Source organism: Modestobacter sp. VKM Ac-2984 (assembly GCF_026967985.1).
Taxonomy (GTDB): Bacteria; Actinomycetota; Actinomycetes; order Mycobacteriales; family Geodermatophilaceae; genus Modestobacter.
Genome location: NZ_JAPVBJ010000008.1, coordinates 108,781 through 132,707, shown reverse-complemented (window position 1 = coordinate 132,707; position 23,927 = coordinate 108,781). Strand labels below are relative to the sequence as shown.

The window sequence follows — 23,927 nt, the reverse complement described above, 5'->3', positions numbered from 1 at the left end:
GAGGACCCTCGACGTCGTCCGTGGCCGTCCGTCCCGCAGCGTCGACGGGCGGGGTCTCAGTACGCGCCGGAGGAGGAGACGACCGCGCGGGCGGTCTTCCAGAGGATCTGCACGTCCATCGCGAGCGACCAGTTCTCCACGTAGCGGAGGTCCAGCCGGACGGCCTCCTCCCACGGCAGGTCGCTGCGCCCGGAGATCTGCCACAGCCCGGTGAGGCCCGGCTTCACCAGCAGCCGCCGGCTGACCGAGGTGTCGTAGCGCGCGACCTCGTCGGGCAGCGGCGGGCGCGGCCCCACCAGGGACATCTCCCCGGTGAGCACGTTGACCAGCTGGGGCAGCTCGTCGAGGGAGAGCCGGCGCATCCAGCGGCCGACCGGCGTCACCCGCGGGTCCTGGCGGATCTTGAACAGCAGGCCGTCGGCCTCGTTCCCGTCCGACAGCCCGGCGACCTGCTGGTCGGCCCCGACCACCATGCTGCGGAACTTGAGCATCGTGAAGTGGCGGCCGCCGAGCCCCACCCGCTGCTGCCGGTAGAGGACCGGGCCGGGGCCCGACAGCCGGACCGCCAGGGCGAGCGCGAGCAGGACCGGCGTGAGGAGGAGCAGGGCGAGGGAGGCGACCGACCGGTCCAGCGCGCCCTTCACCACCCGGCGCCAGCCCTCGAACCGGGGCTGCTCGACGGAGAGGAGGGGCAGCCCGTCGAAGGGCCGGATGTGCAGGCGCGGACCGGCCACCTCGACCAACCCGGGGGCCACCAGCAGCTCCAGGCCGGTGCCCTCCAGCTGCCAGGACAGCGCCCGCAGGTACGCCGACGCCGTCTCGCTGGCGGAGGTGACGGCGATCGTGTCGGCCCCGAGCCGGCCGGCGAGCTCGACGACGTCGTCCAGGCCGGCGACCGGCAGGCCGGCCACCCGCTCCACCCGGCTGCGGTCGCCCGGCGTCACGCAGACGCCGACGACGTCCAGACCGGCGTGCCGGGTGCGGTGCAACCGGTCGACCAGGTCCAGGACCGCTCCCCCGCGCCCGACGACCACGACGCGCTTGACGCAGCGTCCGGCCATCCGCCGGCGGTGCAGCACGCGCCGGGCGGCGTACCGCTCGACCAGTGTCGCGCCGGTGAGCGCCGGGACGGCGAGGACCACCAGCGCACGGCTGAGGTCGAGCTGGGCGGCGTAGCTGAGGAAGCCCATCCCGGCCAGGAGCAGCAACCCTGCCCGGCCGACCCGACGGAACTCGTCGCTGCCCACCCCGAACCAGCGTTCCTCGTAGGCACCGGTGACGGCGAGCAGCGCCGGCCAGGCGACGACCAGGCTCAGTCCGGCCCAGAACAGGACGCTGCCCACCACCGGCCCGTCGTGGGCGAGCAGCACCACGGCGGCTGCCGACGCCGCGATGAGCGCCTCGGCGACGACCAGGCCGGTGCGGTGCCGCCGGACCCAGCGGGCGGTGCCCCGGGCGCGGGCACCGGTGGCCGGCAGCTGCCCCGCGGCCGGGGTCGAGGGGACTGCCCCCGACGGCGCGTGACCGACGGTGTCGGGCAGTTCCGCACGTTCGAGCAGCATGGGGCCCCCAGGTTCTCCGCAGTGATCACGCACAGTGCGCTGGCGACTCGCAGGAGCTGGACGGTCCCGGGTCGGACCCGGCCGAACAGCTGCACTGGTGACGCTCAGCCACCATCACAGACGGTGAGGAACGGAGGCAACGCAGACGGCGACCCTTCACCCGATGGGGCCGGGACCGGGCCCGCTGCCACCCGTCCGGGCGACGGCGCGCCCGGACGGTGCTCAGCTGCGGGGGTGGACGACGTTCTGCGCCGCCTCCAGGCCACGCTCGAGCAGCAGCTCGGTGGCATCGGCGGCCTCGCCGACGAGCAGCTCGAGCGTCTTGCGCTCGGTCGCGGAGAAGTCCTTGAGGACGTAGTCGGCCGGGTCCTGCCGACCGGGCGGCCGGCCGATCCCCACCCGCACCCGCAGGTAGTCCCGGGTCCCGGTGGACCGGGAGATGGAACGCAGGCCGTTGTGCCCGCCCTCCCCGCCGCCCCGCTTGAGCCGCACCACGTCGAAGTCGAGGTCGAGCTCGTCGTGCACGACGACCAGGTCGGTGGGCGGCAGGTGGTGGTAGTCGAGCAGGCCGCGGACCGGGCCACCGGACTCGTTCATGTAGCTGGACGGCACGGCCAGGACCACCCGCCGCCCGGCCAGCCGGCCCTCACCGGACTGCGACCGGGCCCGCGGGCCCTTGCCGGGCGACAGCCGGACACCGGCCCGGGCAGCCAGCTCGGCCAGCACCATCGCGCCCACGTTGTGCCGGTTGCCGGCGTACCCGGGGCCGGGGTTGCCCAGCCCGACGACCAGGAAGGGCCCCTCGGACACGGGGGGCGTGGCGGCGGGGGACGCCGCAGGGGCGCCGGCGGTGCCGGCGCCCCTGCGGGTCGTGCTCTCGGTCAGCGTCGTCCTCCGAGGAGAGTCGTGCTCAGGCGTCGCTGGACTTCTCGGCGGACTCCATCGACTCGCCGCTGCCCTGGTCCTGCGGCTCCGGCACGACGTCGCCGTCGGTCTCGGACTCGTCGCGCTCGATGCCGGCCTCGGCCTCGGCCTCTTCCAGCTCGGCCTCCAGCTCGGCGGCGGTCGGCGCACCCAGGAAGCCGATGACCAGCGCCTCCGGGTCGGTGATCAGCGTCGCGCCGGCCGGCAGTGGCAGGTCGCCGGCGGTGACGCCGTTGCCCGCGGTGCGGCCGGTGATGTCGACCTCGATCGACTCCGGCAGGTTGGTGGCGTCGGCCTCGACGAGGACGCTGTTCAGCTGGTGGTTGCTGATCGTGTCGGGGGCCGGCTCGCCGGTGATGATCACCGGGACGTCGACGGTGGTCTTCTCACCGCGGCGGACCAGCAGCAGGTCGACGTGCTCGTGGACCCGGGTGATCGGGTCCCGCTGGATGGCCTTGGTCAGCGCCAGCTGGTCCTTGCCGTCCAGCTCGACGGTCAGCAGCACGTTGGTGCCGCCGTTGCGCAGGGCCGCGGCGAACTCGCGGGCCGGCAGCGACAGGTGGACGACGTCCTGGCCGTGCCCGTACAGGACGGCGGGGACGCGGCCCGCACGACGCGTCCGGCGGGCGCTGCCCTTGCCGAACTCGGTGCGGTGCTCGGCGGCGAGGCGGAATTCAGCCACGGTGGTGTGCTCCTCAACAGGTGGATCGGGTCTGTGTGCTCAGCGCACGAGCGCGGCACACCCCTGGAGGGCACACGCACGTCGATCACGGAGAACGGCAGACCGTCTCCCTCGCCGGGCAACCACACGAGCGTACCTGAGCGGCCGAGGCCCCGGCACAGGGCCGTGAACGGTGACGACCAACGCCGCCAGCGGAGCACCCAACCCCACGAGCGAGGACCGACGAACGCAACCAGCGGGCGGATCCCGGACCCATCGCCCGGAGGGCGTCTGCTGATCCCGGCGCGGGGCCGGAGGCTCCCGCCGGGATCAGCAGGAGGGTCCGTCCGCGACGCCGGCACGGGGCCCGGAGGGTCCCTGCCGGCGTCGCGGGAAACGGCTCAACTCACCAGGGGAACGGCTCCTGGCCGCGATGCGGCCCGGAGGGTCGCGAACTAACTGTCCCCACCGAACAAGCTCGTCACCGACCCGTCCTCGAAGACCTCCTTGATCGCCCGGCCGAGCAGCGGGGCGATGGAGAGCACGGTCAGCTTGTCGAACCGGCGGGCGGGCTCGATGGGCAGCGTGTTGGTGATGATCACCTCACTGACCCGGCTGTTCTTCAGGCGGTCGACCGCGGGGCCGGAGAGCACCCCGTGGGTGGCGGCGATGATCACGTCGGCGGCGCCGGACTCGAACAGCGTCTCGGCGGCCTTGGAGATCGTGCCGCCGGTGTCGATCATGTCGTCGACCAGGATGCAGACCCGGCCCTCGACCTCTCCGACCACCCGGTTGGCCACGACCTCGTTGGGCCGGGTGACGTCGCGGGTCTTGTGGATGAACGCCAGCGGGGTCCCGCCCAGCTTGTCGCTCCACCGCTCGGAGACCCGGACGCGGCCGGAGTCGGGCGAGACGACGGTGAGGTCGTGGCCGCTCCACTTCCGCTTGACCTCGTCGATGAGCAGGTCCATGGCGAACAGGTGGTCGACCGGGCCGTCGAAGAAGCCCTGGATCTGCGCGGTGTGCAGGTCGACGGTCATCAGCCGGTCGGCGCCGGCGGTCTTGAACATGTCGGCGACCAGGCGTGCGGAGATCGGCTCGCGGCCGCGGTGCTTCTTGTCCTGCCGGGCGTAGGGGAAGAACGGGGCGACCACGGTGATCCGCTTGGCGGAGGCGCGCTTGAGCGCGTCGACCATGATCAGCTGTTCCATCAGCCAGGTGTTGATCGGTGCGGTGTGGCTCTGGATGACGAAGGCGTCGCAGCCGCGCACCGACTCCTCGAACCGCACGAAGAGCTCACCGTTGGCGAACTCGTAGGACGAGGTGGGCGTGGGCGTGACGCCGAGGTGCCCGGCGATCTCCGTCGCCAGCTCGGGGTACGCCCGGCCGGAGAAGAGCATCAGGCTCTTGTTGGTGGTCTGCCTGATCGCGCTCATGTTCGCCCCTGCTGGTCGTCGTCCGTCGCGGCCGGGGGCCGGTCCGCGGACTCGGTGGTTCGGGTGTGGGTGGCGGCGGCCGCTGCGTCGTCAGCCGCTGCTGCAGCCTCTGCGCCGGGCGTACCCGGTCGGCGCCGCGCGACCCAGCCTGCCACATTGCGCTGGCGGGCCCGGGCGACGGCCATCGCCCCAGGCGGGACGTCGGTGGTGATCACGGACCCGGCAGCGGTGTAGGCACCGTCGCCCACGGTGACCGGCGCCACGAGCATGGTGTCCGAGCCGATCCGCACGTGGTCACCCACCGTGGTGCGGTGCTTGTCGACGCCGTCGTAGTTGACGAAGACGGTCGCCGCGCCGATGTTGCTGTGCTCGCCGATGGTCGCGTCGCCGACGTAGGACAGGTGCGGCACCTTGGACCCCTCGCCGACCTCGACGTTCTTGGTCTCGACGTAGGCGCCCACCTTTGCCCCGCGGCCCAGCCGGGTGCCCGGGCGGAGGTAGCTGAACGGGCCGACGGTCGCCGCCGGGCCGATCTCGGCCAGCTGGACGTGCGACCGGACGACCGACGCGCCCTCCCCCACCTCGGTGTCGACCAGCGTGCTGTCGGGGCCGACCACGGCACCGGCCCGGACGGTGGTCGCACCGAGCAGCTGTGTGCCCGGGTGCAGGACGACCTCCGCCGCCACCTCGACGGTCACGTCGACCCAGGTGGTCAGCGGGTCCACCACGACCACCCCGGCTCGCATCAGGTCGTCGAGCACCCGGTCGTTCATCGTGCGGCGCCGGGCGGCCAGCTCCCGCTGGTCGTTGCAGCCGAGCGTGTCCTCGGGGTCGGCCGCCCGGTGCCCGCCGACCGGCGCGCCGTCGGCCACGAGCAGACCCAGGACGTCGGTCAGGTACTGCTCGCCCTGGTCGTTGGCGGCCCCGACCCTGGTCAGCGCCTCTCGCACGGCGGTGGCGTTCCCGACGTACACCCCGGCGTTGACCTCGCGGATCGTGCGCTGGGCGTCGTCGGCGTCCCGCTCCTCGACGATGGCCCGCACCGCACCGTCGGCGTCCCGGACGATCCGCCCCAGGCCGGTGGGGTCGGCCACCTCGGCGGTGAGCACGGTGAGCAGGTCGCCGGCCTGCTGGTGCGCCCGGACGAGCGCGGTCAGGGTCTCCTCCCGCAGCAGCGGCGCGTCCCCGTTGAGGATCAGCACCGCGCCGGTGACCTCCGCCAGCGCGTCGAGCGCGACGGCCGCGGCGTGCCCGGAGCCCAGCTGCTCCTCCTGCACGACCGGCAGCGCCCCCGGCGCGACCTCGCTCAGGTGCTCGGCCACCGCATCCCGACCGGACCCGACGACGACGACGGTCTGCGCGGCCCGCAGCGGGGCGGCGGCCGCCAGCACGTGGCCCAGCAGCGAGCGACCCCCCAGCAGGTGCAGCACCTTGGGGGTGCGCGAGCGCATCCGGGTGCCCTGCCCGGCGGCGAGGACGACGACGGCGCCGACGGCGCCCTCCGTGGCGGCGGTGTCCTGCAGGGTCACTGAACGAGCTCCTCGCGGTGGCGACGGGACGACGGCGCGCGTCGGCGCTGACTGGCTGGGGGACTCGGACTCGAACCGAGACTGCACGGCTCCAAAGGCCGGCGGGCTGCCGATTACCCCATCCCCCATCGCGGTCCGCCGGGAAGAACCGCGACGGCCGCACGCCAGCCTAGGGCCGCGATCGGACGCCGGCACCCAGGGTCACCCGGCCGGCCGCGGGCAGGAGAGCACGATGGGGCTGATGAGCACCCTGGGCAACAACGCTCTGCCGGGTGGCGGCGCCGTCCGGCCGCGGGTGCGGATGACCGGTGCGCAGCGTCGGCAGCAGCTGCTGGACGTCGGCCGTGAGCTCTTCGGGCAGCGTGGCCACGAGGCGACCTGTCCTCGGTCAGCCCACCAGGCGGGCTCCGTGGACCGGCCCGTGCACGACCTGGACGGCCCGGAACACCCCGGACCCGGCGAGCTCGGCGGCGAGCCGGACAGCGCCGTCCTCGTCCTCGGCCAGCGCGGCCACCGTCGGGCCGGAGCCACTGACCAGCGCCGCCCGTGCCCCCGCGTCGGTCGCGACCTGCATCGCCCGGCCGAGCTCGGGGCGCAGCCGCAGCGCGGGCGCCTGGAGGTCGTTGCTCAGCGCGGCCGCCAGCGCCGACGCCGGCCCGCTGCGCAGGGCGGCGAGCACCGGCTCGGTGGAGGCCATCCGCTCGCCGTCCGGGAGCGCCCCGGCCGCCCGCTGGGCGTCCAGCTCGCCGTACACCGTGGGGGTCGACAGCCCCTCCCCGGCGATGCCGAGCACCCAGTCCCAGCGCCGGCGGGCCAGCACGGGCGAGAGCCGCTCACCGCGCCCGGTGCCCAGCGCCACCCCGCCGAGCAGGCTGAAGGGCACGTCGCTGCCCAGCTGCGCGGCGAGCGTGGCCAGGTCGCCACGGGTGGCCCGGGTCCCCCACAACGCGTCCAACGCGACCAGCGTCGCCGCCGCATCCGCGCTGCCGCCGGCGAGCCCGGCCGCGGCCGGGATCGACTTGTCGACCTCCAGGTGGGCGTCGGCGCGCACCCCGGCGTGCCGGGCGAGCAGCTCGGCGGCCTGCCAGACCAGGTTGCGCTGGTCGGTGGGCACGCTCGCCGGGCCGGCGCCGTCCCCGGCCCCCTCCCCGCGGACGGCGAGGGACAGGCCGTCGGCGCGGCGCACGGTGACCGTGTCGAACAGCGACACGGCGAGGAAGACGGTCTGCAGCTCGTGGAAGCCGTCGGCCCGCAGCGGCCCGACCCCGAGGTGCACGTTCACCTTCGCCGGGGCCCGAGCCGTGACGGCGCCGTTGCCGGCGAGCCGGCCGGGCCCGCCCGCGGTCGCGTTGCTCACCCGGTCATCCTGCCCGCCGGTCCACCGTCGTCCACCGGCTCAGCCTGCCTGCCGGCCGCGGCACGCGCTACCGCCCCTCCGGGTCGACCGGGTCGGTGGCCGCGAGCCGGGCGAAGTCGGTGACCGACAGCTGCTCTCCCCGCGTGGTCGGGTCGATGCCGGCCGCGCGCAGCCGGACCTCGGCGGCGGCGGGGCTGCCGGCCCAGCGGGCCAGCGCGGCACGCAGGCCCTTGCGCCGGGTGGCGAAGGCCGCGTCGATGACGGCGAAGGTGGCCGCCCGGTCGCCGGCCGGGGCCGGGCGGCGGGTCAGCGCGACCAGCCCGGAGTCGACGTTGGGGACCGGCCAGAAGACCGGCCGCGGGACGTTGCCGGCCCGGCGGACGTCGGCGTACCAGGCGGCCTTGACGCTGGGCACCCCGTAGGCGGGGGTGCCCGGTGCGGCGGCGAGCCGGTCGGCGACCTCGGCCTGCACCAGCACCAGCGAGGTGCGGATCGTGGGCACCAGCTCCAGCAGGTGCAGCAGCACGGGGACGGCGATGTTGTACGGCAGGTTGGCCACCAGCGCCGTGGGCGGCGGCCCGGGCAGCTCCCGGACCCGCAGGGCGTCCGCGGTCACCACGGTGAGCCGCCCGGCCACGTCCGGGGCTCGCTGGGCCACGGTCACCGGCAGCTGGTCGGCCAGCCGGGGGTCGATCTCCACGGCGGTCACGTGCGCGCAGACCGGGAGCAGCCCGAGCGTGAGCGACCCCAGGCCCGGGCCGACCTCGCAGACGACGTCGTCGTCCTGCAGGCCGGCCGTCCGGACGATCTTGCGGATCGTGTTGGCGTCGTGCAGGAAGTTCTGCCCGAGGGTCTTGGTCGGTCGCAGGTCCAGCTGCTGGGCCAGCTCGCGGATGGCCGCGGGGCCCAGCAGCGCGTCGGCCTGCTCCGGGGTGTCGCTCAGCGTCTGACTCAGCCGAAGAGACGGGGGCCGCAGTGCGGCCACTGCCCTGCACCGGAACGGGCGTACAGCATCTGCGCCCGCATGGTCTGCTCCCCCGCCGACGCGGCGGCCGGGTCACCGCTGCCCCCGACGGCGGCCCAGGTGCTCGTGGAGAACTGGTACATGCCGCGGTACTTGCCGGTGCCGCTCACCGCGGTGGGCCGGCCTCCGGACTCGCACGCGGCCAGGGCCGCCCAGTTCAGTCCGTCGGCGCTGACCACGGGCGCCGGTGCAGCCGGCTTCTCCTTGGTGCCGACCGCCACCTGCTGGTCGACCGCCGGGGTGCTGACCACGACGCCGAGCTGCTCGCGGGCGGTCTCCACCCCGTCGGTGACGGTGACCCGCCAGGTGATCGTCTGCGCGCCCTCGACACCCTTCTGGGTGACGGTGCGCTCCCCCTGGAAGGCGTCCGGGTCCGGGGTCTCGACGGTCGTGTAGTCCAGCGGCTGCACCTCGGTCACGTCGGTGACGGCGACCCGGGTCACCTGCAGCACCATCGCGTCCAGCAGGGGCTGCGCCGGGTAGATCGAGGTGCGGTCGGTGGCCGACAGGACGATGCCCAACTCGGCCAGCAGGTCACCGGCGGTGGCCGCGGTGGTGGTCACCACGCGCTGCTGGCCGTCCGCGATCAGCGTGACGTCCTTGTTGGTCGTGATGGCGAGGTCCATGCCGTCCAGCGGCAGACGCTGGCTGCGGCTGGCCGAGAGCACCAGCTCGTCGGTGCGGTACCCGAGCTCGTCGAGCGCGTCGTCGACCGAGAGGGCCGTCGTGTAGACGTCGGTGCGCACCCCGTCGACGGTCAGGGTCAGCGGCCGGGCGCGGTTGAGCACGATGGTGGCGCCGTCACCGATGGCGTCCTCCGGGTCGGGCAGGACGACGTCCTGCGACGCCGGGCGCAGCCCCTCGTCGGCCAGCACCTCAGCGGCCGTGCCGGCGTAGGTGCGCACCTCCCGCGACTGGCCGTCGACGGTCAGGGTCACCGTCTTCTGGGCAGCGAAGTAGGCAGCGGAACCGCCCACCAGGCCCAACAGGACCAAGGTGAAGAGAATCGACTTCAGCGATCGGTGCACAACACATCCACGGGTCACGGGGCCCGGGCAGGGGAACGAGGGCAACAGCCGACGGACCCCACCCGGAGGGCGGCGTCCGTCGTCGCGCGGCCCGACGAGCTCCGGCCCGGGAACGGTCACCCGGGCAGGAACGTGCGCCCGGGTGTTCCCCACCCCGGCTTGTCGGTCACGGCACGATAACGAACGCCTGACGGAAGAGAACGGTGCAAGAGCAGGGAATCACCATGTCGACTCAGCCCTCCGCAGGCGCGCCGACACGGTCCGTGAACAACGCGCCGCGCATCGGACGCGTGGCCCGCTGAGCTCCCGTGGGCAACGACACACGGCCACCGGGGGCCGGACGGCGTCAGGCCAGGGCGTGCGAGGTCTGCCGCACCGGGCGCAACCAGGTCACCAGGAAGCCGGCCACCACCAGCCCCGCGATGATCGCGGAGAAGCCACCCGCCACCAGGGCCACCGGGAGCAGCCCGGCGCCGTCGGAGCTCACCCGGTCGCCGAGGTCGATCGCGGCGCGGAGCAGCAGCGCCCCCAGCGGGAGCAGAGCCAGCACGCTGGCCGCGGCGACCGACAGGTGCGCGGTCCAGGTGCGCTGCGCCTCGTCGACCGGCACGTCGGCGCCCGCGGCGGGCAGCGGGCGCAGCAGCACCCGGAGGAGCGCCGCCTCGGCCAGCAGCCAGCCGGCCAGCGGCACCGCCGTCGCCGTGGAGACGACCGGGGACGTCAGGTCGTCGAGCTGCAGCAGGGCGGTGAGCAGCACCCCGGCGACCGCGGCGCGCATGGTCCACAGCAGCCCGAGCGAGATCTGCTCGCTCCGCCGGGGCCGGCGGGGCGGGCTGGACGTCGCCCAGCGCGGCCGCGGCCGGGTGGCCTCGGCCAGCAGCACCCCGCCCAGCAGGCCCACGGCGAGCGCAGGCACCCAGAGGAAGACCGATGACTCGGCGAACAGCACCACCGTGGTGACCACCAGCGCCACCCCGAGCAGCAGCCCGAGGAGGCGCACCCGGTGGGCGTGGGTGGCCTGGCGGGCCAGCTGGGCGGTCGCCTCGGGCGTCGCCGGGACGAACTCGACCCCGGCGGAGGCGACGGCCCGGCGACCGGACGCGAGTGACCAGCCCCGGGCCAGCATGGCGGCCGGGACCATCAAGGCGATGAAGAGGACGATGGCGATGAGGCGGCCCACGGAGTCGATTGTCGTCCTCTGCGACGACAACGCCACCACGAGCGGTCCCTCACTTCCTGTGAGTCGCTCCCCGCTCCGGACGGGTGGTCAGCCCCAGGGGCCGAAGACGCGCTCCGCGGTGGCGGTGAGGACACCGCACAGCTGCTCGAGGTCGGTGCCGGTGACCTCGGCCAGCGCCCGCACGGTGTGCGGCACCAGCCGGGCGGAGTTGGGCCGCCCCCGCAGCGGGACCGGGGTCAGGAAGGGGGCGTCGGTCTCCACCAGCAGCTGGTCCAGCGGGGTCAGCGCCGCCGCCTCGCGCAGCGCGCCGGCGCTGGAGAAGGTCACCGTGCCGGCGAAGGACAGCACGTGGCCGCGCTCGATGCAGGCCCGGGCGAACCCGGCGTCGCCGGAGAAGCAGTGGAAGACGGTGTGCTCGGGCGCACCCTCGTCGTCCAGCACCCGGAGCACCTCGTCGTGGGCGTCGCGGTCGTGGATGACCAGCGCGACCCCGTGCCGCTTGGCGATGTCGATGTGCGCCCGGAAGGACGCCTCCTGGGCGGCCCAGCCCTCGGGGCCGGTGCGGTAGCGGTCCAGGCCGGTCTCCCCCACCGCCCGCACCCGGGGCAGCGCGGCGAGCCGGTCGATCTCGGCCAGCGCCGCCTCGGTCGCCCCGCCGGCGCCCGCCTCGTTCGGGTGCAGCGCCACCGCAGCCAGCACGTTCGGGTGCCGATCGGCGAGCGCGGCCGACCAGCGCGAGGACGCCACGTCCACGCCGACCTGCACCAGCCGCGGGACGCCGACGGCGACGGCGGCCGCGATCGCCTCGTCGACCTCCGCGTCGGTGGGCTCCCGGTCCTCACCGCCCACGGCGATGTCGAAGTGCGTGTGGCTGTCGACCGCCGGGGACGGCAACGGCTCCGGGGACGGGGGCGGCTCCCCCCGCCGGTTCGCCCGCGAGGACGCCGACCGGCTCACCCCTGCCCCCGTTCGACAGAAATGGCCATTTCTGTCGCTGCGGGGCTCACGCCTCGCCGTCCGTCGTGCCGCTCGTCCCCTTCTCCTCCAGCCGGGCCAGCTCCTCCTCCACGATCGAGGGGTCGAGCTTGGTGAACACCGGCTTCGGCGGGGCCAGCGGCGTGCCCGGCGGCGGCAGCGGCGTCGAGGCCCAGATGGCCTGCCCGCTCGCGTAGTCACCGGTGATGATCGGGTACGGCGAGCCGTCGTCCAGGTCTTCGGTCTCGACCACCTGTGGGGCGACCGACCAGACGCCGGTGCCGCCGAGCAGCTCGTGCACCTGCTGGGAGGAGTGCGGCAGGAACGGCGTGAGCAGCGCGTTGCAGTCCTTGATCGCCTGCAGCGCGGTGTGCAGCACGGTGTCCCGGCGGGCCGGGTCCTCCTTGAGCTTCCACGGCGCCTGGTCCGACAGGTACCGGTTGGCCTCGGTGACCACCCGCATCGCCTCGGAGGCCGCCGCCTTCTGCCGGTTGCGCGCCAGCAGGTCACCGATCGGCGCGAAGGCCCCGGACGTGGTGGCCAGCAGGGCCCGGTCGGCGTCGGTCAGCTCACCGGGGGTCGGGACGGCGCCGACGTTCTTGGCGGCCATCGACACCGAGCGGTTGACCAGGTTGCCCCACCCGGCGACCAGCTCGTCGTTGTTGCGGCGCAGGAACTCCGCCCAGGTGAAGTCGGTGTCCTGGTTCTCCGGGCCGGCCACGGCGATGAAGTAGCGCAGCGCATCGGGGTCGTAGCGGGACAGGAAGTCGCGGACGTAGATGACCACGTTGCGCGAGGAGGAGAACTTCCGCCCCTCCATGGTCAGGAACTCGCTCGACACCACCTCGGTGGGCAGGTTGAGCCGGCCGTAGGAGCCCGGCGTCCCGCCCTTGTCGCCCGCCCCGTTGTAGCCGAGCAGCTGGGCCGGCCAGATCTCGGAGTGGAAGACGATGTTGTCCTTGCCCATGAAGTAGTAGGCGTCGGAGTCCGGGGTCTGCCACCACTGCCGCCAGGCCTCGGGGTCACCGGAGCGGCGGGCCCACTCGATCGACGCCGACAGGTAGCCCACGACGGCGTCGAACCAGACGTAGATGCGCTTGTCCGGCCGGTCCCGCCAGCCGTCCAGCGGCACCGGCACGCCCCAGTCGATGTCCCGGGTGTAGCTGCGCGGCTTGAGGTCGTCGAGGAGGTTGACGCTGAAGTTCAGGACGTTGGGCCGCCAGCTCTTCCGGGTGCCCAGCCAGTCGCCGAGCGCCCGGGTGAACGCCGGCAGGTCGAGGAAGTAGTGCTCCTCCTCGACGAACTTCGGCGTCTCGCCGTTGATCCGGCTGACCGGGTTCACCAGGTCGATCGGGTCCAGCTGGTTGCCGCAGTTGTCGCACTGGTCGCCGCGGGCGCCGTCGTAGCCGCAGATCGGGCAGGTGCCCTCGATGTAGCGGTCGGGCAGCGTGCGGCCGGTCGACGGGCTGATCGCGCCGAGCGTGGTCTGCGGGAAGACGTAGCCGTTCTTCAGCAGCCCCAGGAAGATCTCCTGGCTCACCGCGCGGTGGTTGGCCGTCGTCGTCCGGGTGAAGAGGTCGTAGCTCAGCCCGAGGCTGGCCAGGTCGTCGACGATGACCCGGTTGTTGCGGTCGGCGATCTGCCGCGGGGTGATGCCCTCGGCGTCGGCGGCGACCGTGATCGGCGTCCCGTGCTCGTCGGTGCCGCTCACCATCAGCACCTGGTCGCCGGACATCCGGTGGAACCGGCTGAAGACGTCGGAGGGGACGCCGAACCCGGAGACGTGCCCGATGTGCCGCGGGCCGTTGGCGTAGGGCCAGGCGACGGCGGTGAGGATGTGCCGATCTGTCACGGCCTGAGGGTAGTGACCGGCGTCGACCCGGTTGACCGGCGCGTCCTCAGGGGGCGTCGGTGACCGCGACCGTGCTCGGTGTGGGGACGTCGCCGGCGGGCACGCCCACCAGTGCGACGGCGGTGAGCGCCAGCCCGATGCCGGCCACGGTGACGCCCCGCAGCGCGCGGTGCTCGACCACGGCAGCCCGGCGGGCCGGGCGGGGGCGCCCACCGGCGGCCACCCAGGCCACCGCGGACGGCGCGCTGGCCAGCAGCAGCTTCCCGGTGGGGACGGCGAGGGCCAGCAGCGCCAGCGCGGGCACCGGCAGACCGCCGAGCGGACCGATCGCCACCAGCCAGATCCCGTCCGCACCGACCAGCCCGACCGCGCAGAGCACGACCAGCAGGGCGATCTCCCCGCTGGCGACGGCGACCAGCAGCAGCCGGCCGGCGCCGTCCACCAGGCCGGCCCCACCGCCGGCGCACAGCACGACCCAGCCGGCGAGCAGCAGCAGCGTGCCGGCCACGAGCCAGCCGGAGGGGCGCACCCCGGAGCCGAAGACGCCCTCCAGGCTGGTCAGCCCGAAGGCGAGCAGGCCGAGCGCCTCCAGCACGGAGAGACCACCGGCTGCGGCCACGGTCACCGGCAGCCGCACCGGGCGGGCAGCGGCGGGGGTGGTGCGGGGGGCGTCGAGGACGGCGCTGGGCACGGGGGTCTCCTGACCGGGAACGGGTGTCCCTGATCAGGTCGGGCGTCCGTGCGGCCGGCCGCAGGGGCCGCCGGCCGGGCCTCACCCGCCTGGGTGAGACCCGGGACCGGAGGGCCGGGGATGCTGGACCCCGACAGACCCGAGGGAGGACCGGTGACCGACACCGACAGCAGGACCAGCGAGCACGCCCCCGGGCCGCCCGCCGAACTCCCGCAGACGCTGCGCCCCCGCCCGGCGGGCGCACCCCGGGAGAAGCAGCCCGAGCGGGACACCGGCGACCCCGTCGTCGACTGCGCCGTCTACGTCCGCGGCGAGCGGCTGGACGTGGCACCGTCGGAGGCGCTCCAGGTGGCCCGTGACCAGGGCGGATTCGTCTGGCTGGGGCTCTACGAGCCCTCCGAGGCCGAGCTCACCGCGATCGGGGAGCACTACGGCCTGCACCCGCTCGCCGTCGAGGACGCCGTCTACGCCCACCAGCGGCCCAAGCTGGAGCGCTACGACGAGGCGATGTTCATGGTGCTCAAGACGGCCAGCTACCTGGAGCACGACCAGCTGACCGCCACCAGCGAGGTGCTGATCACCGGCGAGATCATGGTCTTCGTCGGCCGCGACCACGTGATCACGGTCCGGCACGGCACGCACGGTGAGCTCGGGCAGCTGCGCACCCAACTGGAGGAGCAGCCGGACCTGCTGTGCAACGGGCCCTCCGCCGTCCTCTACGCGATCGCCGACCACGTCGTCGACGACTTCCTCGACGTCGCCAACGCGGTCGAGGAGGACGTCGAGGAGGTGGAGACCTCGGTGTTCAGCCCGAGCCGCACCGACGACAGCGGCCGCATCTACCAGCTCAAGCGGGAGCTGATGCAGCTGCGCCGGGCGGTGCTGCCGCTGGAGCTGCCGCTGGCCACGCTGGTCGACCGGCCCAACGAGCTGGTGCCCGAGGCGATGCGGTCCTACTTCCGGGACGTCCAGGACCACGCACTGCGGGTGCGTGACCAGGTGACCGGCCTGGACGAGCTGCTGACCTCGATCCTGCAGGCCTCGCTGGCCCGCACCTCGCTGGCCGACAACGAGGACATGCGCAAGATCTCCGCGTGGGCCGGCATCATCGCGCTGCCCACCGCCATCGCCGGCGTCTACGGGATGAACTTCGAGTACATGCCCGAACTGGACGAGCGCTGGGGCTATCCCGCCGTGCTGCTGCTGATGCTGGTCGCCTGCCTCGCCCTGCACCGCGGCTTCAAACGCACCGGCTGGCTGTAACCCCCTGCCCGTGCCGCGGTTGTGCGCTGAGCGGGGCTTCGCGACGCCGAAGACCCCGCTCAGCGCACAACCCCGGTCAGTGCCGCAGCGATCGTGGCGATCAGCCGCGACGGGTCCTTCAGGTCTGCGGCGGTCACGAAGACCACCCTCCAACCGGCCGCCTGCAACCGGTTCAGCCGCGCACGGTCGCGTGCGAACTGACCGGGTTCTGCATGCCACAGACCGTCGTACTCGACCGCTACCCGCTGCGCTGGCCAACCGAAGTCGACCCGCGCCACGAAGCGGCCCTCGTGCACCACCCGCAGCTGGGCGACCGGCGCCGGCAGCCCGCCGCGGCCGATGACCAGCCGCAGCCGGGTCTCCTGTGGCGACTCGGCCAACCCGTCCGCGAGCGCGCAGGCCTGCCGCGCGCGACGGGAACCGGCACCGGTGGCGCGTCCCGCCAGCTCCCGGACCAGGGGCAGCGAAGCGAGCCCACCGCTGGTCAGCTGGTCGACGGCGATGACGGCGTCGTCCAGGGGCAGTGAACGGGCCAGCGCCACCGCAGTCGCCTCCGGCACGGTGACCCGGACTCCCCGACGGAGGCAGACATCCCCGTCGTCCAGCAACGCCCGCCGGACTCGGAGGCCGGGCAACCGCACCGGATGGGCGCCCGGCGGCAGCGTGATCTCGACGTCGTCGGTCGCGGCAGCCAGGTCGACGCCCCAGAGCACCGCGGCGCTGCGACCGGTCACGACCCCGCCCGGCCGGAGCACGGCCGCAGCGGCGTGCGCGCGGAGGGCGTGGGTCACCGGCAGGCTCGCCTCGACGTAGACGTCGTGGAACAGCGCCCGCCACGTGGGCCCGCGGAGTTCGTCCGGGGTCAGCCACCCGCGCCGCAACGCCACAGATCCGCGGAACACCCGGCCACGCAGTTCATCCGGGATGCGGGGTGCGCGGGCCACCGGAGCACCGTCCCCGAGAAGGGCACCCTCCCGCTGACGCCGTCCACAGGCAGCAGCGGCGGTTGTGCGCTCATCGGGGTGACGGGCTGGGTCTGACCCCGGTCAGCGCACAACGGCGGGGAGGTCAGGGGGTCTTGGCGGCCACCACGGCGTCGTAGACGGTCCTGCGGGGCAGGCCGGTTCGGGCCACGACGGTGCGGATCGCCTCCTTGCGGTCGGCGCCGGCGGCCTCCTCGACCGCGACCTCGGCGGCCAGTTCGGACGGCGTCAGCGTGGCCGGCCCGGCGACGGCGCCGGCGACCACCAGGGTGATCTCGCCGCGCACCCCCTCGGCAGCCCACTCGGCCAGCGACGCCAGCGAGCCGCGGCGGACCTCCTCGTGGGTCTTGGTCAGCTCCCGGCAGACCGCGGCGGGCCGGTCGGCGCCGAGGGCCCCGGCCGCGTCGGTCAGGGCGTCGGCCAGCCGGTGCGGCGACTCGTAGAACACCATCGTGCGCGGCTCCGCCGCCAGCGCCGCGAGAGCCGACCGCCGCTCCCCGCCCTTGCGCGGCAGGAACCCCTCGAAGGTGAACCGGTCGCACGGCAGCCCGGAGACGGCCAGCGCCGTGACGACGGCGGACGGCCCGGGCACCGAGGTCACCTCGATGCCCGCCTCGATCGCCGCCCGCACCAGCGTGTAGCCGGGGTCGGACACCGACGGCATGCCCGCGTCGGTGATCAGCAGCACGGTGCGGCCCTCGGTCATCGCCGCGACCAGCCCGGGCAGCCGTGACCGCTCGACCGTCTCGTGGAAGGTGACCACCTTGCCGGTGAGGGTGACCTCGAGGTCCTTGGCCAGCCGGTGCAGCCGCCGGGTGTCCTCCACGGCCAGGACGTCGGCGTCGGCCATCGCCTGCCGCAGCCGCGGGCCGACGTCGCCGGGTTGTCCCAGCGGCGCGCCGCCCAGCACGAGTCGTCCGGTCATGCGGCCGAGCCTGTCACGGCGGCCCGATGGCCCCCCTGCAGGGACCCGGCGCGAGCCTGCGAGTGCCGGGGGGCAGGGGGGTCCTTTGACTACCCTGGCCGGCATGGCGGTGCTGGTCCCGGAACGCGCGGAGTCGGCGGTCGAGGCACCCGCTCCCCGCCGGTTCCCGCCGCTCCCTCCACGCCGCCGGCAGGGCACCCCGCCGCTGCCGACCGACCGGGTGCTGGCCGCGGTGCTCACCGCCGTGCTCGGTCTGGCGACCCTGGCGGCCCGGCTCTGGGACATCGGCTACCCGACCGACCTGGTGTTCGACGAGGCGTACTACCCGCCCGAGGGGGCCGAGCTGCTGGAGCTCGGCTACGAGTACAACCGCGGCTACACCTTCATCGTCCACCCCCCGCTGGGCAAGTGGCTGATCGCGGCAGGCGAGCAGCTGTTCGGGTACGGGCCGCTGGGCTGGCGGGTGCCGAGCGCGGTGGCCGGGTCGGTGGCGGTCGTCGTCCTCACCCGGCTGACACGCCGGCTGACCGGCTCGACGCTGCTGGGTCTGCTCGCCGGCCTGCTCCTGGCGGTGGACGGGTTCTCCTTCACCCTCGGCCGGATCGGGCTGCTGGACGTCTTCCTGCAGGTCTTCGTCGTCAGCGCGGTCGCCTGCCTGGTGGTCGACCGGGACCGGGTGCGGCAACGGGTCCGGGACGGTGCCGACCGGGTGACCGCGGCCGGTTTCCGGCTCGGCCCGCGGGGCTGGCGGATCGCCGCCGGGGTGCTGTTCGGCTGCGCCTGCGCGGTGAAGTGGAGCGGGGTCTGGTTCCTCGCCGCCTTCGCGGTGCTCTCGCTCGTCTGGGACCGGGCGGCCTGGCGGGAGGCGGGGGTCGCCCGGCCCACCTGGACGGCGCTGCGCCGCGGCCTGCCCGGAGCGACCTGGGCGCTCGCCGTCGTCCCGGTGCTGACCTACCTGGCCTCGTTCACCGGCTGGTTCCGCGGGGAGAACGCCCAGGGCCGGCACTGGGCGTCGGGGAACCCGGACACGTCGTTCGGCTTCGTGCCCGACGCGCTGCGCTCGCTGTGGCACATGCACGGGGAGTGGCTGGAGTTCCACAGCGGGCTGTCCAGCCCGCACCCGTGGGAGTCCGGGCCGTGGTCGTGGCTGGTGAGCGGCCGGCCGATCCTGCTGTGGAACCCGCAGGGGCTCACCGACGCTGCGGGTGACCAGGTCGTCCGGTACATGCTCATGCTGGGCACGCCGACGCTGTGGTTCCTCTTCGTCCCGGCGCTGCTGTGGCTGGCCTGGCGGATCGTGGCCCGCCGCGACCCGGCGGCCATCGTCGCCGCGACCGCGATCGTCGCCGGCTGGGGCACCTGGTTCATCAACCTGGACCGGACGATGTTCCTCTTCTACATGGCCCCGGCCCTGCCGTTCTTCGTGCTGGCGGTCGTGCTCGTGCTGCAGGACGTGCTGGGCCCGCCGGGCGCCTCCGCGCTGCGCCGCCAGGTGGGGCTGGGCGTCGTCTGCCTGTACGTGGCGGTGGTCGTGCTGACGTTCGTCTTCTTCCACCCGGTGCTCACCGGGCAGCCACTGTCCCAGGCGGAGTGGCTACAGCGGATGTGGTTCCCCTCCTGGTTCTGACCGCACAGGTCAGCCCCTCGGGCCGGCGACCGGGACCACGCGCTGACGCCTGCGGAAACGCGTCAGGCCGGGCCCTGGTGGGCCCGGCCTGACCGGGGTGGAGCTGAGGGGAATTGAACCCCTGACCCCCTCGATGCGAACGAGGTGCGCTACCGGACTGCGCCACAGCCCCTTGCCCCGATGACTTTACCGTCTGCCTGCTCCGGTGCAGCCACGGGGGTGGCACTCCTGCCGGGAGGGGCAGGAGCGCCGTCCGTCAGCCGTTGACGACGCGCTTCGGGGCGTAGACGTCGATGTCGGCGAAGCCGATGTCGTCGTCGTCCAGCCCGACCACGGCGCTCTGCTGCCAGCCGGCCGGGGCCGGCGTGCGGGCCGCGACCACCCGACCGGGGCGCAGCGGGTGCACCGGGGCCAGCGGCAGGCTCGGGTGCACCGGGCCGGTCTCGGCCGCCACCGGGGCCGGCGCGGGCACCGGGTCCGCAGCCGCGGGGCGCTGCTGCGCCGGGCGGGCGTGCGGCGCCCGCTGGGCGGCCCGGGCCGCACGGCGAGCGGCGGTCCGCCGCTCCCGCTTGGCCGCGGCAGCGGTCACCATCAGGTAACCGACGACGGCGACGTCCAGCAGCACCTGCGGAGCCCACAGCCACGACCGGTAGGCCAGCGCACCGACCAGCGCCAGCACGGCCAGGGCGACGAGCCCGGCCAGCGTGCGGCGGCGCCGCGCGTGCACGTCGACGTGCAGCTCTCCGCTGCTGCGCAGCTGTGCCCGGTCGATGCTCACCCGCTCGGTCTCGGCGTGCACCACCGGGTCGACCGGCCGCCGTCGTTGCAGGGTCCGTCCTGAGTTGGCTGCACCGTTCCCCGTGTGCGTGTCGCCCCGGGTGACCACCATCGGCACCAGGACCACGAACCACAGCACGACGAGAGCGGCCAGCAGTACGCCCGATCCCATCTCGAACACCCCGATCCATCCCTGGCCCAGCGGAACGACCCCATCCCTGGGGCCACACGAGTCACATCCGTCACTCGGGAGTCAAGGTAAGGGCGGGGACTGCCGATACCCGGGACGTCTCCCGGTGTGTCGGCGCGCGTCGCCGGCAGATCGGCGTGCCGGCGTCCCCACCCGGCGGCTCAGCGCGGTGCGCGGGCGCGCCAGCGGGCCAGCACACCGCCGGGTGTCTCCTCGGCCAGCAGGGCGTAGCCCAGGTGGTCCCGCCAGGCCCCGTCGATGTCCAGGTAGTCCCGGAAGAGCGCCTCCTGCCGGAAGCCCAGCCGCTCGACCAGCCGCCGGCTCGGCCGGTTCTCCGGCCGGATGTCGGCCTGCAGCCGGTGCAGCCCCACCGGGCCGAAGGCGTGGTCGCAGACCAGCGCCACCGCCAGCGAGGCCACCCCCCGCCCGGCGACCGCCCGGTCGACCCAGTAGCCCAGGCTGCCGGAGCGCAGCGCCCCGCGGACGACGTTGTCGACGGTCACCTGGCCGACCAGTCGCCCCTCGTACCGGACGGCGAAGGGCAGCGACGTGCCGACCCGGGCCCGCCGGGTCGCCGCCCGGCGCATCGCCCGGTAGGCCGCCGGCGTGTGCCGCGCAGCCCAGCTCAGCCCGGTGGAGGGCTCCCAGGGCAGCAGCCAGGACTCGTTCTCGGTGCGCAGCCGGGACCACTCGCGGGCGTCCTCGCGGCGCAGCGGGTGCAGCTCGACCGGCCCCCACGCCAGCCGCACCGGCCAGCCCGGGTGCGGTGCCGGGTCCAGCTCAGCCCCCGAGCAGCATCGGCATGACCGTGACCAGCCCACCGGCGGAGACCTCGGTGACGTCCTCGTCGACCACGATCAGGCAGTTGGCGCGGGCCATCCGGGCGAGCATGGCCTGGTCGCCGTCGCCGATCGGCTCGACGACGTAGCCGCCGTCCGGGTGGCGCATCACCTGGCCGTGCAGGTACTGCCGGTACCCCAGCGGCGAGAGCAGCTGCTGGGCGGAGACCGCCTGCACGGTGCGCCGGAAGAGCTGGCGCTTGCCGAGCATCAGCCGGATCGCCGGACGGACGAACACCTCGAAGGCGACCAGGGCGGCGACCGGCTCGCCCGGCACGCAGATCACCGGGACCGCGTCGGGGCCCAGCTTGCCGAAGGCGTGCACCGGGCCGGGGTGCATGGCCACCTGGGTGAAGGTCAGCCCGCCCAGCTCGTCCAGCGCCTCCTGGAGCAGGTCGTGACCGCCGTTGGCGAAGGTGCCGGCGACCAGGACGACGTCGCTGCGGAGCATCTGGCCCTCCAGCAGCTCGACCATCCGCCGCCGGTCGTTGGGCATGATCCCCGCCCGGTAGGCCTCGGCGCCGGCGTCCCGGGCCGCGGCGGCGAGTGCGTAGCTGTTCACGTCGACCTGCTGGCCGGGGCCGGCCACCGCTCCGACGTCGACGAGCTCGTTGCCGGCGCACAGCACCGTGATCCGCGGGCGCGGGCGCACCGCCACGCGCTCCCGACCGACGGCGGCCAGCAGGCTGATCTGGGCCGGCCCGATCGGGGTGCCGATCTCGACCGCGATGTCACCGGTCGCGACGTCGTCGCCGATCCGGCGGACGTAGCTGCCCGGCGCGAGCGCGGCGAAGACCTGCACCCGGGCGACGCCCTGGTCGGTCCAGGCGGCCGGGACGACGACGTCGGCGCCGGCCGGCAGCATCGCGCCCACGGCGACCTTCTGCGCGAGGCCGGCGCTGATCGAGGCCTGCTCCCCCGCACCGGCGGCCGTCTCACCGAGGACGGCGAGGTCGACGGGCTGCTCCACGGTCGCGGTGGCGATGTCCTCCGCGCGGACCGCGTACCCGTCGAGGCCGGCCTGGTCGAACGCGGGCAAGGACCGCTGGCTGGTCACGAGCTCGGCGCAGAGCAGCCCCTGGGCGTCGAGCACGGCGAGCTCGATCGGGTCCGGCTGCGGGACGGCGCCGAGGATCTCGTCCAGGTGGTGCTCGACCGGGCGCAGCCGGACCCCGGACACGTCGACCGAGCCGGTGTCGGCCATCGGGTCCGGTGACCGGTCGCCGGTGGCGATGGCCGGGGAGGGCACCCGGTCGGAGGAGAACACCGACCGGTCGACCTGCACGGTGTCGTGGGTGACCACCGGCGTCGGACCGGAGAGCAGCTGGTTGTCCCGTGGCGACGGGACCAGCCCGCCGCTCGCCGGGTCCAGCTGCGTCGTGTCCCGGCCTCCGCCGGACATCCACCCGCGTGTGCTGTCGTCGCTCATCCCCACCACCGTCGTCTCCCGCCATCGGGCCTCCCCCGTGCCCGGGTCGCCGGGCACGGCCGCCGATGACGGACCTGGGCCCGATGGTGCCCTCTGGAGGGTCCGCTCAGGCGGGCGACGCGCCCTCGGCGGGCAGGTCGGCGACGAACTTCCGCAGCCACGGCCCGAAGGTGGGACCGAGGTCCTCGCGCTCCACGGCCAGCTGGACGACGGCCTTCAGGTAGTCCAGCTTGTCGCCGGTGTCGTACCGGCGGCCGGAGAAGACCACGCCGTGCACGGGCATGCCGTCCTCGACCAGCTTGAGCAGCGCGTCGGTCAGCTGGATCTCCCCGCCGCGGCCGGGCGGGGTCTCCCGGATGGCCGCGAAGACCTCCGGGGGCAGCACGTAGCGGCCGATGATCGCCAGCGTGCTGGGGGCCTCGTCGGCCGGGGGCTTCTCCACCATGCCGGTGACCCGGAAGACCTCGTCGCCGGCGGCGTCCCCGGAGACCTTCGCCTCCTCGACGGCGACCGCGCCGTACTTGGAGATGTTGTCGGCGCCCACGTCGAGGAGCGCGACCACCGCACCGCCGTGCTCGGCCTGCACGGCCAGCATCTGCTCGAGCAGGTGGTCGCGGGCGTCGATGATGTCGTCACCGAGGAGCACAGCGAACGGCTCGTCCCCGACGAAGGCCGCGGCCTGCAGGACGGCGTGGCCCAGGCCCTTGGCCTCGCCCTGGCGCACGAAGAAGACCTGCGCGACGTCGGTGGACTCGTGCACCGCGTCGAGCCGGCTCTGGTCGCCCTTGGCCTCCAGGGCGGTCTCCAGCTCCGGCGTGCGGTCGAAGAAGTCCTCGATGCTGCCCTTGTTGCGCCCGGTGACCATCAGCACCTCGCCGACGCCGGCCCGGGCGGCCTCCTCGACGATGTACTGCAGGGCCGGCCGGTCCACGACCGGCAGCAGCTCCTTGGGGACGGCCTTGGTCGCGGGGAGGAAGCGGGTGCCCATCCCGGCGACCGGGATGACGGACTTCCTGGCCGGACGCGGACTCTGGGCGGACGGAGTCGACATGCCGGGCAGCGTAGCTAGCCTGCCGGCATGGCGGACTCCCCCGAGGTGGTGAGGGCGAAGGCGACGCTGCGCGCGACCCTGCTGGCCGGGCGGGCGGCCCGCTCCCCCGCGGCCCGTGCCGCGGCCGCCGACGCGCTCGCCACGGCGCTCGCCGACCGGCTGGGCGGGACGTCGGTGACCGCCGCGTACGTGCCCGCGACCGAGGAGCCCGGCGCCGGCCGGCTGCCCGACGCGCTGCCCGGACGACTGCTGCTCCCCGTGGTGCCGGCGCGTGGGCGGGAGCTGTCCTGGGCCGAGCACGACGGCCGGCTGACCCCCGGCCGCTTCGGGCTGCAGGAGCCGACCGGGCCGCGGCTGCCGCCGGGTGCGCTGGCCGCGGCCGACGTGGTCGTCGTCCCGGCGCTGGCCGTGGCCGCCGATGGCACTCGGCTGGGCCGCGGGGGCGGGTACTACGACCGGGCGCTGGCGCACGCCCGACCCGGGGCGACGCTGGTGGCGGTGGTGTTCGACGAGGAGTTCGTGGACCAGCTGCCGGCCGGGCCGCACGACCGCCGGGTGACCGCCGTCGTCACCCCGTCTGCCGGCTGGTGGCAGCTCGCCTGACGAGCCCGGCGGCGCGGTGAG

At 74.5% G+C, this 23,927-nt stretch carries 21 protein-coding genes and 2 tRNA genes; 3 read left to right on the top strand and 20 right to left on the bottom strand.

Annotated elements, in window-relative coordinates; all coding sequences use genetic code 11:
* Positions 1–56: 56 nt before the first annotated feature.
* From O2W16_RS16660 to O2W16_RS16600, 13 genes are all read right to left on the bottom strand, one after another.
* Complete coding sequence (locus O2W16_RS16660) at positions 57–1,562, bottom strand: sugar transferase (RefSeq protein WP_269159934.1); 1,506 nt, start codon at positions 1,560–1,562, stop codon at positions 57–59.
* Positions 1,563–1,784: 222 nt separating this feature from the next.
* Positions 1,785–2,372: an aminoacyl-tRNA hydrolase gene (gene pth / locus O2W16_RS16655; RefSeq protein ID WP_269159933.1), complete on the bottom strand. Its 588-nt coding sequence runs from the start codon at positions 2,370–2,372 to the stop codon at positions 1,785–1,787.
* 100 nt (positions 2,373–2,472) lie between these two features.
* Complete coding sequence (locus O2W16_RS16650) at positions 2,473–3,168, bottom strand: 50S ribosomal protein L25/general stress protein Ctc (protein WP_269159932.1); 696 nt, start codon at positions 3,166–3,168, stop codon at positions 2,473–2,475.
* A 434-nt stretch (positions 3,169–3,602) separates the two neighbouring features.
* Positions 3,603–4,583 carry a ribose-phosphate diphosphokinase gene (locus O2W16_RS16645; RefSeq protein ID WP_269159931.1) on the bottom strand — a complete coding sequence of 327 codons (981 nt, stop codon included), beginning with the start codon at positions 4,581–4,583 and terminating at the stop codon, positions 3,603–3,605.
* Positions 4,580–6,112, bottom strand: coding sequence for a bifunctional UDP-N-acetylglucosamine diphosphorylase/glucosamine-1-phosphate N-acetyltransferase GlmU (gene glmU, locus O2W16_RS16640; RefSeq protein WP_269159930.1), 1,533 nt, complete (start codon positions 6,110–6,112; stop codon positions 4,580–4,582). Before glmU ends, O2W16_RS16645 begins: the two co-directional genes overlap by 4 nt.
* A 52-nt stretch (positions 6,113–6,164) precedes the next feature.
* Positions 6,165–6,240 (bottom strand) — tRNA-Gln (locus tag O2W16_RS16635).
* A gap of 260 nt (positions 6,241–6,500) precedes the next feature.
* Positions 6,501–7,469 (bottom strand): 4-(cytidine 5'-diphospho)-2-C-methyl-D-erythritol kinase, encoded by a 969-nt coding sequence (locus tag O2W16_RS16630; RefSeq protein WP_269159929.1) that lies wholly within the window; start codon positions 7,467–7,469, stop codon positions 6,501–6,503.
* 67 nt (positions 7,470–7,536) lie between these two features.
* On the bottom strand, positions 7,537–8,454 hold the full coding sequence (gene rsmA, locus O2W16_RS16625; protein ID WP_269159928.1) for a 16S rRNA (adenine(1518)-N(6)/adenine(1519)-N(6))-dimethyltransferase RsmA: 918 nt from the start codon (positions 8,452–8,454) through the stop codon (positions 7,537–7,539).
* On the bottom strand, positions 8,421–9,521 hold the full coding sequence (locus O2W16_RS16620; protein WP_269159927.1) for a resuscitation-promoting factor: 1,101 nt from the start codon (positions 9,519–9,521) through the stop codon (positions 8,421–8,423). Before O2W16_RS16620 ends, rsmA begins: the two co-directional genes overlap by 34 nt.
* Before the next feature lie 346 nt (positions 9,522–9,867).
* Positions 9,868–10,701 (bottom strand): hypothetical protein, encoded by an 834-nt coding sequence (locus O2W16_RS16615; RefSeq protein WP_269159926.1) that lies wholly within the window; start codon positions 10,699–10,701, stop codon positions 9,868–9,870.
* 87 nt (positions 10,702–10,788) lie between these two features.
* On the bottom strand, positions 10,789–11,595 hold the full coding sequence (locus O2W16_RS16610; RefSeq protein WP_269159925.1) for a TatD family hydrolase: 807 nt from the start codon (positions 11,593–11,595) through the stop codon (positions 10,789–10,791).
* A 109-nt stretch (positions 11,596–11,704) separates the two neighbouring features.
* Entirely contained in the window at positions 11,705–13,528 is a 1,824-nt protein-coding gene (metG, locus tag O2W16_RS16605; protein WP_269159924.1) for a methionine--tRNA ligase, read from the bottom strand.
* Between the two features lie 46 nt (positions 13,529–13,574).
* Positions 13,575–14,219 (bottom strand): hypothetical protein, encoded by a 645-nt coding sequence (locus O2W16_RS16600; protein ID WP_269159923.1) that lies wholly within the window; start codon positions 14,217–14,219, stop codon positions 13,575–13,577.
* A 153-nt stretch (positions 14,220–14,372) separates the two neighbouring features.
* On the opposite strand from O2W16_RS16600, the gene corA reads away from it, so the two are divergent.
* Positions 14,373–15,482: a magnesium/cobalt transporter CorA gene (corA, locus tag O2W16_RS16595; protein ID WP_269159922.1), complete on the top strand. Its 1,110-nt coding sequence runs from the start codon at positions 14,373–14,375 to the stop codon at positions 15,480–15,482.
* A 59-nt stretch (positions 15,483–15,541) separates the two neighbouring features.
* On the opposite strand, the gene O2W16_RS16590 is transcribed toward corA, so the two are convergent.
* Positions 15,542–16,426: an endonuclease domain-containing protein gene (locus O2W16_RS16590; RefSeq protein ID WP_269159921.1), complete on the bottom strand. Its 885-nt coding sequence runs from the start codon at positions 16,424–16,426 to the stop codon at positions 15,542–15,544.
* A 124-nt stretch (positions 16,427–16,550) separates the two neighbouring features.
* Complete coding sequence (gene rsmI, locus O2W16_RS16585; RefSeq protein WP_269159920.1) at positions 16,551–17,390, bottom strand: 16S rRNA (cytidine(1402)-2'-O)-methyltransferase; 840 nt, start codon at positions 17,388–17,390, stop codon at positions 16,551–16,553.
* A gap of 103 nt (positions 17,391–17,493) precedes the next feature.
* On the opposite strand from rsmI, the gene O2W16_RS16580 reads away from it, so the two are divergent.
* Positions 17,494–19,017 carry a dolichyl-phosphate-mannose--protein mannosyltransferase gene (locus O2W16_RS16580; protein ID WP_269159919.1) on the top strand — a complete coding sequence of 508 codons (1,524 nt, stop codon included), beginning with the start codon at positions 17,494–17,496 and terminating at the stop codon, positions 19,015–19,017.
* A gap of 98 nt (positions 19,018–19,115) precedes the next feature.
* Here O2W16_RS16580 and O2W16_RS16575 read toward each other — a convergent pair.
* From O2W16_RS16575 to O2W16_RS16555, 5 genes are all read right to left on the bottom strand, one after another.
* Positions 19,116–19,189, bottom strand: a tRNA-Ala gene (locus tag O2W16_RS16575).
* 84 nt (positions 19,190–19,273) lie between these two features.
* Positions 19,274–19,966 (bottom strand): divisome protein SepX/GlpR, encoded by a 693-nt coding sequence (sepX, locus tag O2W16_RS16570; RefSeq protein WP_269159918.1) that lies wholly within the window; start codon positions 19,964–19,966, stop codon positions 19,274–19,276.
* Positions 19,967–20,145: 179 nt separating this feature from the next.
* Complete coding sequence (locus O2W16_RS16565) at positions 20,146–20,733, bottom strand: GNAT family N-acetyltransferase (RefSeq protein ID WP_269159917.1); 588 nt, start codon at positions 20,731–20,733, stop codon at positions 20,146–20,148.
* Between the two features lie 31 nt (positions 20,734–20,764).
* Positions 20,765–22,252, bottom strand: coding sequence for a molybdotransferase-like divisome protein Glp (gene glp / locus O2W16_RS16560; protein ID WP_269159916.1), 1,488 nt, complete (start codon positions 22,250–22,252; stop codon positions 20,765–20,767).
* Positions 22,253–22,358: 106 nt separating this feature from the next.
* Complete coding sequence (locus O2W16_RS16555; RefSeq protein WP_269159915.1) at positions 22,359–23,303, bottom strand: UTP--glucose-1-phosphate uridylyltransferase; 945 nt, start codon at positions 23,301–23,303, stop codon at positions 22,359–22,361.
* 27 nt (positions 23,304–23,330) lie between these two features.
* On the opposite strand from O2W16_RS16555, the gene O2W16_RS16550 reads away from it, so the two are divergent.
* On the top strand, positions 23,331–23,906 hold the full coding sequence (locus tag O2W16_RS16550) for a 5-formyltetrahydrofolate cyclo-ligase (RefSeq protein WP_269159914.1): 576 nt from the start codon (positions 23,331–23,333) through the stop codon (positions 23,904–23,906).
* The last annotated feature ends 21 nt before the right edge of the window (positions 23,907–23,927 follow it).